This is a genomic window from Actimicrobium sp. GrIS 1.19 (assembly GCF_035984655.1).
Lineage (GTDB): Bacteria > Pseudomonadota > Gammaproteobacteria > Burkholderiales > Burkholderiaceae_D > Actimicrobium.
Map to the genome: position 1 here is coordinate 1 of NZ_JAXCHT010000006.1, position 13747 is coordinate 13747.

Consider the following 13747-nt stretch of genomic DNA (forward strand, 5'->3'; position numbering starts at 1 on the left):
CGATCTACACGGCGGCGACTGTCGAGGAAGCTGAAATGCGTCTGGCAGAATTCGATGCCAAATGGGGCATGGAGTACCCGTCGATCGTGCAGTCATGGCAACGCAACTGGCCGCGCATCGTTCCGTTCTTCGACTATCCGGCAGAAATCCGGAAAGTGATTTATACGACCAATGCCATTGAGTCCGTCAACATGAGTCTGCGCAAGGTCACCAAAAGCAGAGGCTCGTTTCCCAATGACGACGCATTGATCAAGCTGTATTATCTGGCACTGCGCAACATCAGCAAGAAGTGGACGATGCCGATTCAGAACTGGAAAGCCGCCTTGAATCGGTTCACCATCATGTTCGATGAGCGTATGCCGCAACATTAATCGATTTCCCGATTACACAAAATCGCGGACACCCTCTCGGCCAGATCTGCCACCACGGCCTTGCACCGCATCAGAAAAGCCTGTCCCTCGACCGTCAAGCTCACCTTGCGGGTGGTGCGCTGGAACAGCCGCACTTTCAATCGCGCCTCCAGTCGTGCGACCGCTTTGCCGACGCCGGAGCCAGTCATGCCAAGCATCTGCGAGGCGCCGACAAAGCTGCCTTGCTCGGCCACTGCCATGAATTCTTCAATGCCTTGCAGGCGGCCGGGGAGAGTGGGGCGGATTATGGACATGGTGTCCGCATTGTAGCTCCGGGCAGGTCGTTTATCCGCCTGCATTCTGCGCGTACTGTACGCCATCCGTTGGCCGCTCAGGCGTGCAGGCTGACAGCCCAACGATTGCCAGCAAACCTATCCCACAAAGAGACCGCCATGACCAATCCAGACGTGTTCGATATCGACGCTTTTATCCAGAAACATCAGCTGGGCGACGTCAGCGAAAAGTACCGCACCGGCATCCAGTACCAGCATGCACTGGACCCCAATTTGCCGGAGACGATTCAGGGCATCCTGAATGATGTTGCGCCGGATTTCGGCAAGATCATTGTCGAATATGTCTTTGCCGACATCTATGCGCGCCCCGGGCTCGACATGAAATACCGGATCATCGCCACGCTGGCGGCGGTGACCGCACTCAATCAAGTCTTTGCCGTCAAGGAGTACATCCGGTTCGCGCTCAATGCAGGATTTAGCCGCACGGAGGTGGTGGAGGTGCTGATGCAGATGAGCGTGTATGCCGGAATGGGACCCGCGATGGATGCGCTCGTCGCCGCCAGAGATGTGTTCGCCGAACTCGACACGGTTGGCGGCGTTGCGCCCGGCGGCGACCGTTGATGCCCAGGCTTCGCGCAGCAGTGTCAATGGCAATGCATTGCGGGCGCGCGCGATCAATTCGCATCATTGCGATGTCATTTTCCCTTGCCGCGATTGATGCGATCGCCGGTCCTGTATTCCCGGATAACGCGACGCTGGTGCCACTGTATGAGGGGGGCTCGTTCACCGAAGGCGTGGCAGCGGGACATGACGGCAACGTCTACTTCCTCGACGTGACCCCGACGGCGCGCCCCGGTGGCGCGCTCGGCTATGTCATGAAGTTTGATCCGCGTAAGGGTGCAACGACGCTGTTCAGGTCGCCCAGCGGCGGCGCCAATGGCATGAAATTCGATCACGAAGGCCGCATGGTGCTGGCACTGGGCGCCGATTGCGGAGCCCGTGCCGTGATCCGAACCGATCTGGTCTCGGGAAAAAGCGAATTGGTGGCCGGCCTGTATGGCGGAAAGCCGTTCAACAGCCCGAACGACCTCGCGATCGATAAGGCAGGCAGGATCTACGTGACCGATCCGCGCTACATTGGCCACGAGTCGCTCGAGCAGCCGGTATACGGCGTCTATCGGATTGACCCGGACCAGTCGGTCCGGCTGATTCTGCCCGGCGTGCAGAAACCCAATGGCGTGGCGGTATCACCCGACGGCACGACGCTGTATGTCGCCGAACACAACATTGTCGGCAACGATATCGTCAACCTGCCCAAGGGCAGTGTGCTCAAGTACGGCCCAATGCGATTGCTCGCCTTCTCGTTGAACGAGCATGGTGAGGCCGGCGCGGCGCGTGCGCTGGTCGATTACGGCGACCGGGATGGGCCGGACGGACTGCTGACCGACGAGTCGGGCAATGTCTACGTCGCCGAGCGCAAGGATCCTGATTTCGGGATCGCCGTCTATCGTCCAGACGGAACGCGTCTGGATTTTATCCGCACGCCCGCCAAGCCGACCAACCTCGGCTTTGGCCGCGGCGTCGAGGCAGGTCGACTTTACATCACAGCGGGCAAGGGTCTATACAGCGTCGAGACTGCTCAGCGTGGTTGGGATGCCGCCTCGCGTTAACCGGAGCGACATCGCTCCACGGAACCACCTCTCGGAAAGAAAACATTATGAACAGCATTCTCAGAAACGGCCACGAGCTCTACGCGGCTTTGTCCGGCGGCAATGTCGACGCGTTACGCGAACTGTTGACCGACAACTTTCGTGGTGAACTGACCGCCGGGTTGCCGAAAGGGTTAGGCCGTCTGTACGAGGGCCGCGAAGCCATGATGCGGGAAGGATGGGGAGCCGTCGGCCAATGGTTTGAGATGAGCCCGGTCATGGAGCAGATGTTTGATGGTGGTGATGTGTTGATCGGCCATGTACATTATGTTGGCAAGGTAAAGCGAACCGGAAAGCCTATCCGCGCAGCCTTCGCGCACTTCTGGTCGTTCGACGGTCAGCGGTTCAATGGTGTGACGCAGGTCACGGACTCCGGCGTCTGGCGCGATGCATTGGCGTGAATTTGCGGGGCTCAATCATTGAGCGCCACCTTTGCCTGCTTGATTCGCGCCACCTCGGTCGCGTGCAGCGCCAGTGCCAGCACCACTTCATCAATCACCGCCGCCCATCCCTCGGCGCCGGGACGCTGCCGGAACAGCCGCATGTGCTGCGGATACCACGGCGAATCGGTGCGTTCGGTCATCCAGCGCCAGTCGGTCTGGTAGTCCGGCAGCAGCAGCCAGCAGGGCACCCCCATGCTGCCGGCCAGGTGGGCAACGGCGCTGTCGACACTGATGACCAGATCGAGGCCCGCTATCACCGCCGCGCAATCTTCAAAATCATCGAAGTCCTGGCCGAGCGCCAGCAGCGTCAGGCCGGCAGGCGGGGACGACGCCTGTTCCTCGCCCGGACCTTTTTGCAGGCTGACGAACTGCACGCCGGCGACGCGTCCCAGCGGCGCCAGTATGTCCAGCGCGGGCAAGGATCGATCGGCGTCATTTTCAAAGCGTGGGTTGCCTTTCCATGCCAGTCCGACCTTCATGCCCGTGACGGGCAGTCGCGCCTGCCAGTGTGCGACGCGGGTCGGGTCCGGCTGCAAATAGGGGATGACTGCCGGAATGGTGTCAAGTCCGGTGCCGCAAAAATGCGGCAGGCTCAGGGGCGGGATCCAGAAATCCCAGCCCGAGCGCGGCACGTCCTGCTCGAATGAAAATACCCGGTCGACCCCGGCCAGACTGCGCAGCAGCGATGTCAGCGCCGGGTGGCAGACCAGACTGAGGTGGGCCGCACCCATTGCCTTGAGCACGGCGCCGTAGCGGCAGAACTGGATCATGTCGCCGTGCCCGCCCTCGAAACCGATGATGATGGACTTGCCAGCCAATGGCTCGCCCGACCAGCGCGCGCAGGTGAAGTGTGTGGCCAGGCGCTGATATCCGTCGCGCGCCTCGAGCGCCGCGAAGCCTTCGGTCAGCCGGCCCTGGCGCAATAGCCCATAGGCCAGATTGAAGCGGGCCTTGCGGTAGTCGGGGTCGAGTGCCAGCGCATGGCGAAAACACGGTTCGGCCCGGTCAGGCTGTTTCAGGCAGGTCAGGACCGCGCCCAGCATGGACCACGCCGGCGCGGCATCCGGCGCCGCCGCGACTGCGCCACGCAGCAGCGTTTGTGCCTCGTCCAGGCACTTGCGGCGCAGCAGGAACGCACCCAGGTTCAGGACGATCGACAGGTTATCGGGCAACGCCAGGATGGCGCGCCGGTGGCAGGGCTCTGCGCTGGCATCGTCGCCGGCGCGTTCGTGCATTAGCGCCAGATTGGACCAGGCTTCGGCCAGGTCAGGGACCAGCGCAACGGCCTGACTGAACGCCGTCGCGGCAGCAGCGGTTTCTCCCGCCGCGAGCAAGCGGTTGCCTTCGAAAAAAAGATGTTCGGCATCGCTGCGCGCAGTGGGCATGTGGCTGGAGTCGGATGATGGGAGTCTTGCGGGGCAGCGTCAAAATCTTAACAGCGATTCGGAGCCCATCGGCTGGCCGGCGCTGACTTAATCGTTCAGGGCCACCATCGCCTGATTGCGTCCTGCCACCTTGGCTGCGTACAGCGCCGTGTCGGCGCGCATCAGCAACTCATTGCGGGTTTCGCCGTGCAGCGGGTACTCGGCAATGCCGGCCGAGAAGGTGCAGCCAGTGAGCCGCTGGTCGCCGCGCGTGATCACCAGTCGTGCATATCGGGCGGCGATGGTGGCCATCTTGCTGGCCGCCATGGCGCCGTCGACGTCGCGCAGCAGCAGGCAAAATTCCTCGCCACCGTAGCGGCACATCATGTCGCTGCCGCGCAGGTTGTTTTCGACCAGCCGGGCAAATTGCACCAGCACTTCGTCGCCGAACGGGTGGCCGTAGGTATCGTTGACGCGCTTGAAGAAATCCAGGTCGAGGATGACCACGGCAATCGGAAACTGGCCGCTGGATTCATGCAGCACGGCATTCAGGCAGGTTTCGAAATGCCGCCGGTTGTACAGTCCGGTCAGGTGATCGCGGATGGCCTGTTCCTGCAGCGAATTCTGCAACGAATTGACGTGATGGATCTGGTGCGTGAGTTCCTTGTTGAGGCTTTCGAGCTTTTGGTTCTCGGCTTCGCGCGCAGCCTGTTTTTCGAGCGCATTGTCGCGTTCTTCCTGCAGGCTCTTCATTTCCTTTTCGAGATGGCGCATCAGCAGGCGCGAGTCGCGCGCCGATTTGCTGCTGGCTTCAAAGTGCGCCTGGTACTGCTCAAGATAGGTATAGGCGTTCTTCCACTTGCCGAGGCGGGCATGAATATTGGCGAGCCCCTTGAAGATCTGCTGCTGGTAAAACGGATTGCGGGTATGCGACAGCAGGGCGCGCGCCTGGTCCAGCGCGATCAGCGCAGCGCCGGCCTTGCCGGAGGCCATGTCGAGCATGCCGCGCACCAGCCAGGCATGCATCTGTTCTTCGTAATCCTGGTCCATCAACGCCAGTTGCTGCGCCGTGTCGACCAGTTCACGCGCCTGGTCCAGTTTCATCAGCAGGATCGAGGCGTGCGCACCCAGGCTGGAGATGAAGGCCCCGTCGGCGGCGTCGAGGTCCGACTGGCGCAGGAACGGCGCCAGCAGGGCCAGTGCTTCCTGCGGCTTGCCGGTCGACAGCAGGCACATCGCCAGGTTACCCGACACCAGCGGACGCTGCGACACCAGGCTTTCGTTGCGGATGATGTCGAGTGCTTCCATCAGTAGCGGAATGGCGTCTTCGTCGTTGGACAGGTCGTGCTGGCAGGAGGCAAGGTTCGACAGCATGTTGACCCGGTGCGAGGCGGTGCCGAAGCGTTCTGCCATGTCCAGCGCGAGCAGGAAATTGCGCGGGCCGGCGCTGATGTCGCCGCGGCTGAGCGCGTCGATGCCGAGCCGGTTATACAGCGAGAACTTGTACAGCGAATCGGGAATCTGGCCGGCCAACTTGCGCGCATTGGCGAGATACTTGGCGGAGCGGGTGAAATCGCCGCGGCGGGTTGCGATCGAGCCCAGGCAAACGTTGGCGGACATTTCGCCCTCGAGGTCGTGCAAGCCATGAAACAGCGCTGGCAATGGTTTGCACATTGCTGCGGATTTGTCGATGTCGCCGGCGTGAAACAGCACCGACAGCAAGTTCAGATGGGCATACCCCACGCCGCGTTGATAGCCGATCGCCTGCGACGCCGTCAGCGCCAGTTGCGCCAGCCGATAGGTTTCCGCGCGATTGGAAGCAAGGCACGACAGGGCCTGTCGGTTGAGCCGATCGATTTCGGATTTATCCAACTGCTCGTGCGCTTGTTTATCCACCACCGGACTACTCCCTGGATCGCTTGCGTAATATTTGGCCGCATTTTTTGAATGCACCACAATGTTGCCTCATATTATCGAACTTTTGACTTTGCGCCCCAACCACATTGTGATTTATGGTGAAGTTCCCTGTGTGCCTGACGCTATGGCACGATGGGGCGTGTTTTGACATGGTGACACCGCCTGAACTCTGGAGACGACATGAATTTTGCGACTTGTGACCTGTGTGACGCCAATGAAGACCGCCTTTCGGCCAATACCCTGCTGGTGATGCCGCCGGTATTTCGCGCTTATGGCCGGCACGACAGCTTCAGCGGACCCGCCGCGACCCTCAAGGTGTTCGAGGACAACGTGCTGGTACGAACAGCACTGGAGAGCGCCGGCGCCGGCCGGGTGCTGATGATCGATGCCGGTGACAGCCTGCGCTACGGCATGGTCGGCGGTAATCTTGGCAAGCTGGCGCAAACCAATGGCTGGGCCGGCATCGTCATCACCGGTTGCATTCGTGATGTGACCGAACTCGACGCCTGCGCCATCGGTATCCGCGCGCTGGGCGTGCATCCACGCCGCAGTCAGCGCAACGGCGCCGGCGCGGCCGACCTGGTCATCGCGATGGCGGGCGTGACGGTGCGTCCAGGCGACTGGATCTATGTCGATGCCGATGGCGTGCTGGTCAGTCACGATCCACTACACTGAGCCTGCGCCGAGCGCGAGGGTGGCCTCGTCGACCTGGATCGCCGGTGCCGTCAATGGCAGCATCAGCGTGAAGGTGGCGCCTATGCCGACCTCGCTGTCGACCCGGACCCGTCCGCCGAGGATGCTGGTGACGATGTTGTGGACAATGTTCAAGCCAAGTCCGGAACCGCCGGCGCCGAGCTTGGTGGTGAAGAACGGGTCATAGATCCGGTTCAGATTGTTCGCCGGGATGCCAATGCCGTCGTCGCTGACGGCCAGCGCGATCCAGCCCGCGTCGGCGGCGCTGGCGGTGATATTGACGACGCCGCTGCGACGGCCCTCGAAGCCGTGCAGCAAGGCATTGTTGACCAGATTGGTCAGCACCTGTCCCAGCGGGCCGGGATAGCTGTCCATCACCAGTCCGGCCGGAATGTCCTGGCGCACCTGGAAGGACGTTTTGCGAATCGTGGGTGAGAGCGTGAGCATGATTTCGGCAATCACCTCGGCCAGCGAAAAGCGGCGGCGCTGCGAGCTGGTCTGATCCATCGCCACCTGCTTGAAACTGGTGACCAGATCGGCTGCACGGTACAGGTTGCGCACCAGAATTTCACTGGCCTTGTCGGCATCCTGCAGGTAACTCTCCAGTGCCGAGCGTTTCAGGCCGGTGTTGACATCGTTGGCGAACTCGCGGGTGCGGTCGGCCAGTGTGCTGGCCACCATCAGGCTGTTGCCGATCGGCGTGTTGAGTTCATGCGCAATGCCGGCCACCAGTGCGCCCAGTGCCGCCAGTTTTTCGCTACGTACCAGTTCACCCTGTGCCATGTTCAGCGTTTCCAGCGTCGATGCCAGTTCCAGGTTGGCCTGCCGTAGCGCATTGGTGCGCTCGGTGACGCGCTCTTCCAGCGTGCTGTTGAGTTCGAGGATCTGCTCTTCGATTTCGTGCAGCTCGGTGACGTCTTCGCCGGTAAGGATCAGCAACCGCTCTTCGCCCAGATTAAACAGCGTACCGGACACCTGGATCAGTGCGGTGGTGCCGTCGCCCATGCGCATCCAGGTCTGGAAGCGGTCAAGCTGGTCGGTGTCGGTCAGTGTCTTGATGATGCTGTTGCGGTCGTCGATGTCGACAAACATTCCCAGCGCAACCGAGGTGTTGCCCACCACCGAGGCGCGGCTGCGCCGGTGCAGCCGTTCGAAGGCCTGGTTCACATCGAGCAGCACATGGCTGCCGCCGAAACGCGACAAGGCCATGGATACCGGCGAGGCATGAAACATGGCGGCAAAGCGTTGTTCACTGTTGCGCAGGGCGATCTGGGCCTGCTGCCGTTCGAGTTCGGCCGAGGCACGTTCGCTGAAGATTTGCAGCAGGGTGCGAATCAGGTCGATGTTGTGCATCGCTTCCGAATTGAGCACCGCCAGCACACCGATGGCCTCACCCTGGGCGTTGCGGATCGGCGCGCCCGCATAACTGTTGCAGTTGAGGTCGATCAGCAGGGCGTCGTCTGGAAAGCGGCTCTGCAACTTCGAGGGAAACACCACCAGATCGCCGCCCAGCACCACCTCGCAGGGCGAGCCGCTGATGCGGAACTGGCAGTTCGGAATGCGTTCGCCGTGCCCGAAGTTGGCGATGGTCTCGGTCATGTCGGGTTGGCCTGGCACACACAGTGCGATGAAGGCCTGATCGACGTGCAAGGCCGCCGCCAGATCGGCGATCAGCAGGTGGAAGTACGATTCGCCGGCGATGTCGCGGGTGCCTTGGGCGAGCCGCAGGAGGGCGCGATCGACCTCGGCTTTTTGCGCTTCCTGCAACTGCCGCTCGGTGATGTCGCGGATGACGCTCATGATGCAGACATCGGCGCCGACCGACAGTAGCGAGGAATTCATCACGCAACTGCGCAGCCGGCCGTCGCTGGTGCGCATGGCCAGCGCGAAGTCGCGCGCGCGGCCGCTGCCGATCAGCTTGGCGACGAACGCCATGCGTTGCTCCGGCTTGTCCCACATGCCGATGCCGATGGTGGTTTTGCCCACGGCATGGGCGCGGCTGAAGCCGGTCAGGGTTTCGAAGGCCTGGTTCACGTCCAGGATCAGGCCATCATTGAGGCGCACGATGGAGACGGAATCCGGATTGCCTTCGAATGCGCCGGCGAATTTGGCTTCCGAAAGCCGCCGGGCTTCCTCGATGTCGCGCTTTTCGGTGATGTCTTCGGCCATCGACAGCAGGCGACCGACTTGCCCGCCCTGTCCGGCGATATAGGTATTGCGCCATTGGCAAACAATGCGGCTGCCGTCGGCACGCAGGTTGTCGCGAATGTTGCGCTCGGTTCCGCCCTTGTCGATGAGTGCCTGGAAATCCTGATCGACCTGGTCGGCGTTGCGGTCGGGGGTGATGAAGCCGGCGTACTGGCCCACTGCATCGCGCCGGCTGTAGCCGAAGATCTGCTCGGCCGCGGCATTCCATTCGAGCACCCGGAAATGCAGATCCCACTCGATGATCGCAATCGGACTTTGCTCGACCAGCAGCCGGAAGCGGGTTTCGCGTTCCTGCAGTTCGGACTCGACCTGCTTGCGCATCTCGATGTCGCGCTCCAGCTCGCGGTTCTTGCCGCCGAGTTCGTCGAACAGGCTGCGCAGGCTGATCCGGGTGCGTTCCAGCCGTTGGCTCAACAGGCCGATTTCATCCGGGCGATCCCACTGGAACGGCACGTCGAGCTGGCCGCGCGCCAACCGCTCGGCGCCGGTCCCGAGCTGTTCCATCGGTCGCACCAGGCGGCGTTCCAGCAGCACCAGCACCAGCAAGACCGACAGCAGGATCTGCGCGGCCAGTCCCGTCATGGTGCGTTGCAGGTCGGCGTAAATGACGCGCTGGAGGCGCGCGCTGCCGACTTCCATCAGTACCGAGCCAATCACCTTGCCATGCGAGTACACCGGCTGCGTGGTGCTGGCGGTGAAGCCCACCCGCCGTTCCGCACGTTCGCCACTGGCAACCACGCCAATGACGTTGTCGCGCACTTCAATGTGAATCATGTCTTCATTGCGCAGCATCACGTCAAGCAGGGCGGTGGCGCTGTCCTGATCGACGTTCCACAGCGGCTCCTGCATGGCATGGGCCAGCAGTTCGGCATTTTGACTGAGCAGGGTGCGTGTGCCGACCTTGATGTCGGTGTCGAAGCGCTGCAGCCAGAACACACCAGCGACCAGCGCTGCCGGCACGATCAGGCCGATCACGACCGCCAGCACGATGGCGCGCCGCAAGGTCAGGATGCGCAGCGGGTTCATGACGGGGTATCCATGCGTGGCGTCATTGCCGGGTGCGAGGCCAATCAGCGCCCGTTGTGCAGTTGCAGCCAGTCAGGCAGCAATTCGGGCGCCATCGGCCGGGCAAACAGATAACCTTGCGCCAGCGGACATCCGAGCTGGCACAGGATATCGGCCTGGCGTTCGTCTTCCACACCCTCGGCAATCACCGCCAGGCCCAGGTTGTGTCCCAGCTGGATCACCATTTCGGCGATGCTGCTGCCCCGGGTCGAGGCCGTGATTTCATTGACAAACGCGCGATCGATCTTGAGCCGGTCCACCTTCAGCTGCTGCAGGTAACTGAGCGATGAGAAGCCGGTGCCGAAGTCGTCGATGGCGATCGAGACGCCCGTCCGCTTGATTTCCTCCAGCGTCTTGATCAGGAATGCCGGGTCTTCCATCGCGACCGATTCGGTGATTTCGAGTTCGACAAAGGCGGGCGGTGCGCCGGTGTCGGTCAGTGCTTGCAGCAGCACGTCAAGAAACAGCGGATGGCGGAACTGCACTTGCGAGACGTTGACCGACATCATGAATTCGGTGAAGCCCAGTGCGCGCAGGCGCACCAGCTCTTCGCACGCGGTGCGCAATACCCACTCGCCGAGATCGATGATCAGGCCGGAATGCTCGGCAATCGGAATGAACACGTCCGGCGCGATGAATGCGCCATCCTCGGTGCGCCAGCGCAGCAAGGCCTCGGCGCCGACCGCTTTGCGGCTTGCCAGGTCAATTTGCGGCTGGTACACCAGCGTCAGCTTGCGTTGTGCAAAGTCGCTGCGCAACGCATGCATCAGACGCACACGCTCGCGAATGTCGACACCCATGTTGCGTGAAAAATAAAAGTGGCCGGAGCGTTGCTGCATCTTGGCGCGCTTCAAGGCGATATCGGCGTCCTTGAGCGCATCGGCGCCGCCGCCTTCATAGCCGGACAGGCGCACCAGCCCCATGGTTGCCGACATCGGCACGGCCTCGTCGTCGACGCTGAATGGCGCGGTGAACAAGGCCAGGATGGTCACCGGATTGACCTGGGCACTCTCGCCCAGCACGCAAAACGTGTCGCCGCCAACGCGGGCGATGACCAGCGCCTCGCCGAGCGCTGCCTGCAGCCGTGCTGCGACCGCGAGCAACAAGGCATCGCCGAATTGATGGCCAAAGGCGTCATTGGTTTCGGCAAAGTGATCGATATCGATCAGGGCCAGCGTGACATCCTCGTTGCCGTTGGCAAGCAGGGACTGATTGATCAATTCCACCAGCCGGGCGCGGTTGGGCAGCTTGCACAGCGGGTCGAAAAAGGCGACCGCGTGCAGCCGCGCCATCAGGCGCATGTTCTCGAAGCCAATTGCCATGTTGCTTGAAAAAACCTTGATCAGCTGCTTCTGCAAATCGGTCAGCGGCGCTTTCAAGGTTTGGTACAGGACAAAATCGCAGCCGGTGGTGCCAAAAAACAGTGCGCAATTGTCGTTGCCGTGCACGTTTTCGCGGCTATCGACGGCAGCCAGCAGGGTCCGGCTCAAGGCCGGGTTGGCCAGCGACTGCGCGGATTGGCCAATGGCCTTGTGAAAATGCTGGTTGCCTGCGGCGATCATGAACTCCAGCGGATCGCGCGATGGCCTTTCCTGGCTCACCAGGACGCCGGCGCCCGATTGGTCGAGCAGTTCACCGACGCGATTGATGACACCATCGGAAAAATTGCGCAGACCCTGCAGCGCCATCAACTCGGCGCTGGCCTGAACGATCCGGTTGAGGCCGCGTCGTGCATCGCTGAGCACGCAAATCTGTTCGTAGGAACGGATCGCCGCCGTGACAGCCGTAAACAGCTTGATGCGGGTCAGTTCGGACTTGGTCTTGTAGTCATTGATGTCGTAGTCCCGAATCGCATCCATCTCGGGTGCATAGCCTGGTTGGCCAGTGCGCAGGATGATGCGCACTTCGACCAGATGGCAATCCTGCCGGATGAAGCGGACCAGGCGCAGGCCGGCATCTTCCTGCTCCATGACGACGTCGAGCAGAATGACGGCAATGTTGCGCTCGGTGACCAGCAGACGGCGTGCTTCGGTGGCGGAGTAGGCGTGCAGAAATTCCAGCGGGCGCCCTTGCATTTCAATCTTGCCGAGCGCGAATGTGGTTGCCGCATGGACGTCGCTGTCATCGTCGATGATCAGGATGCGCCATACCGGCCGTTTGTTGGGTGCATCGGTGTCCGCCAGAATTTCGGTTTCGTCCAGATAGACGAGGTCATCCGCGACAGGCGTAATCGGTATGCTCATTCAAGCGCTTCCATAATTCCAGACGTTCTCTCGGACAAAGCCGTCGGCGGCGCTGCGCTGACGGGATGGTTGGCGCATGGCCCAACTTCCAGCACGGGTCGGGTTTTGCACGCCAGACAACGTTCGGGTGAGTTTAACGCGTTGAATTTAACTGATTTTGTTTGGTTCTGCCATTTTGGCAGCCTCTGCAACAAAAAATATTCCATTTTACAAAATTGGATATCTGGCGTTGCCTCAGATTAAGCGGGGCGCCATCCGGGCGGGCTGCTAGAATTCGGCTTTTACCCCTTGCGCAAATCAGACCATGTCCGGTAATACCTTTGGTACCTTATTTACTGTAACGACGTTCGGCGAATCGCACGGCCCGGCCATCGGTTGTGTGATTGACGGCTGCCCGCCGGGGCTGGAACTGTCCGAGGCAGACATTCAACCCGAGCTCGACCGTCGTCGGCCCGGAACCTCGCGCCACGTGACACAGCGCCAGGAGTCGGACACGGTCGAAATCCTCTCCGGCGTGTACCAGGGGCGAACCACCGGCACCCCGATTTCGTTGTTGATTCGCAATGAAGACCAGCGCAGCAAGGATTATGGAAACATCACCGAGACATTTCGGCCCGGCCATGCTGACTATACGTACTGGCACAAGTACGGCATCCGTGATCCGCGTGGTGGCGGTCGTTCCTCGGCGCGCCTGACCGCTCCGGCGGTGGGCGCTGCGGCGATAGCAAAGAAATGGCTGAAACAACAATATGGCACGACCTTTCGCGGCTGCATGAGCCAGCTTGGCGATATCGTCATTCCATTCGAGTCGTGGGACCACGTCGGTCACAATCCATTTTTTTCCGCCAACGTGTCGCTGCTGCCGGAGCTGGAGGCCTACATGGACGGGCTGCGCCAGGCCGGCGATTCCTGCGGCGCGCGCATTGATGTGATGGCCGATAACGTGCCGGTCGGCTGGGGTGAACCAATTTACGACAAGCTCGATGCCGACATCGCTTATGCACTGATGGGGATCAACGCCGTCAAGGGCGTCGAAATCGGCGCTGGCTTCAGGTCGATCGCGCAAAAAGGCACCGAACATGGCGACGAACTGACGCCGCAGGGCTTTCGCACCAACCATGCCGGCGGCGTGCTTGGCGGGATCTCGACCGGGCAGGCCATCACCGCCTCGATCGCGATCAAGCCGACGTCGTCGATCCGCACCGCACGCGATTCGATCGACAAGCACGGGCAGCCGATCAAGGTCGAAACCTTCGGTCGCCACGATCCCTGTGTCGGCATCCGCGCCACGCCGATTGCCGAAGCCATGCTGGCACTGGTGCTGATGGATCACGCGTTGCGTCATCGCGCCCAATGTGGCGATGTGCGCGTCGACATGGCAGCGATTGCAGGTGCCGTGGACGCTGGCAGCACGCGCGCCTGAGCCACACCTCCATCGCTGTTCCGACTGACTAACCCGCGC

11 protein-coding genes are annotated in these 13747 nt (G+C 61.6%); 6 read left to right on the plus strand and 5 right to left on the minus strand.

The window, feature by feature from the left end:
• The coding region (locus RCH09_RS06240; protein ID WP_326940195.1) for a transposase at positions 1–371 on the plus strand (371 nt) is incomplete at its 5' end.
• Here the strand turns inward: RCH09_RS06240 and RCH09_RS06245 are convergent.
• Positions 368–664, minus strand: coding sequence for a LysR family transcriptional regulator (locus RCH09_RS06245; RefSeq protein WP_326940196.1), 297 nt, complete (start codon positions 662–664; stop codon positions 368–370). The genes RCH09_RS06240 and RCH09_RS06245 overlap by 4 nt on opposite strands.
• Positions 665–802: 138 nt before the next feature.
• Between RCH09_RS06245 and RCH09_RS06250 the strand changes: the two genes are divergently transcribed.
• From RCH09_RS06250 to RCH09_RS06260, 3 genes are all read left to right on the plus strand, one after another.
• The gene (locus RCH09_RS06250) at positions 803–1264 is read left to right on the plus strand and encodes a carboxymuconolactone decarboxylase family protein (RefSeq protein WP_326940197.1); all 462 of its coding nucleotides are present in this window, start codon (positions 803–805) and stop codon (positions 1262–1264) included.
• 71 nt (positions 1265–1335) lie between these two features.
• A complete protein-coding gene (locus RCH09_RS06255) occupies positions 1336–2313 on the plus strand; it encodes an SMP-30/gluconolactonase/LRE family protein (protein WP_326940198.1) in 978 nt (325 codons plus the stop codon).
• A 47-nt stretch (positions 2314–2360) separates the two neighbouring features.
• Positions 2361–2753: a nuclear transport factor 2 family protein gene (locus RCH09_RS06260; protein ID WP_326940199.1), complete on the plus strand. Its 393-nt coding sequence runs from the start codon at positions 2361–2363 to the stop codon at positions 2751–2753.
• An 11-nt stretch (positions 2754–2764) separates the two neighbouring features.
• Here the strand turns inward: RCH09_RS06260 and RCH09_RS06265 are convergent, their stop codons facing one another.
• The gene (locus RCH09_RS06265) at positions 2765–4180 is read right to left on the minus strand and encodes a tetratricopeptide repeat protein (RefSeq protein WP_326940200.1); all 1416 of its coding nucleotides are present in this window, start codon (positions 4178–4180) and stop codon (positions 2765–2767) included.
• A gap of 87 nt (positions 4181–4267) precedes the next feature.
• Entirely contained in the window at positions 4268–6058 is a 1791-nt protein-coding gene (locus tag RCH09_RS06270; RefSeq protein ID WP_326940201.1) for a GGDEF domain-containing protein, read from the minus strand.
• A gap of 198 nt (positions 6059–6256) precedes the next feature.
• Here RCH09_RS06270 and rraA point away from each other — a divergent pair, with 198 nt between their 5' ends.
• Positions 6257–6751 carry a ribonuclease E activity regulator RraA gene (gene rraA / locus RCH09_RS06275; RefSeq protein ID WP_326940202.1) on the plus strand — a complete coding sequence of 165 codons (495 nt, stop codon included), beginning with the start codon at positions 6257–6259 and terminating at the stop codon, positions 6749–6751.
• Here rraA and RCH09_RS06280 read toward each other — a convergent pair.
• Together RCH09_RS06280 and RCH09_RS06285 are read right to left on the minus strand one after the other, a co-directional pair.
• Positions 6743–10003, minus strand: a complete 3261-nt coding sequence (locus RCH09_RS06280; protein WP_326940203.1) for a PAS domain S-box protein — start codon at positions 10001–10003, stop codon at positions 6743–6745. The two genes, rraA and RCH09_RS06280, sit on opposite strands and share 9 nt — an antisense overlap.
• Before the next feature lie 44 nt (positions 10004–10047).
• The gene (locus RCH09_RS06285; RefSeq protein WP_326940204.1) at positions 10048–12285 is read right to left on the minus strand and encodes a putative bifunctional diguanylate cyclase/phosphodiesterase; all 2238 of its coding nucleotides are present in this window, start codon (positions 12283–12285) and stop codon (positions 10048–10050) included.
• 304 nt (positions 12286–12589) lie between these two features.
• Here RCH09_RS06285 and aroC point away from each other — a divergent pair, with 304 nt between their 5' ends.
• On the plus strand, positions 12590–13708 hold the full coding sequence (gene aroC / locus RCH09_RS06290; protein WP_326940205.1) for a chorismate synthase: 1119 nt from the start codon (positions 12590–12592) through the stop codon (positions 13706–13708).
• Positions 13709–13747 lie beyond the last annotated feature (39 nt).

Coding starts and splice junctions, on each gene's coding strand:
- RCH09_RS06250 (WP_326940197.1), top strand. CDS start 803: ATGACCAATCCAGACGTGTTCGATATCGACGCTTTTATCCAGAAACAT.
- RCH09_RS06255 (WP_326940198.1), top strand. CDS start 1,336: ATGTCATTTTCCCTTGCCGCGATTGATGCGATCGCCGGTCCTGTATTC.
- RCH09_RS06280 (WP_326940203.1), bottom strand. CDS start 10,003: ATGAACCCGCTGCGCATCCTGACCTTGCGGCGCGCCATCGTGCTGGCG.
- aroC (WP_326940205.1), top strand. CDS start 12,590: ATGTCCGGTAATACCTTTGGTACCTTATTTACTGTAACGACGTTCGGC.
- RCH09_RS06245 (WP_326940196.1), bottom strand. CDS start 664: ATGTCCATAATCCGCCCCACTCTCCCCGGCCGCCTGCAAGGCATTGAA.
- rraA (WP_326940202.1), top strand. CDS start 6,257: ATGAATTTTGCGACTTGTGACCTGTGTGACGCCAATGAAGACCGCCTT.
- RCH09_RS06265 (WP_326940200.1), bottom strand. CDS start 4,180: ATGCCCACTGCGCGCAGCGATGCCGAACATCTTTTTTTCGAAGGCAAC.
- RCH09_RS06260 (WP_326940199.1), top strand. CDS start 2,361: ATGAACAGCATTCTCAGAAACGGCCACGAGCTCTACGCGGCTTTGTCC.
- RCH09_RS06285 (WP_326940204.1), bottom strand. CDS start 12,285: ATGAGCATACCGATTACGCCTGTCGCGGATGACCTCGTCTATCTGGAC.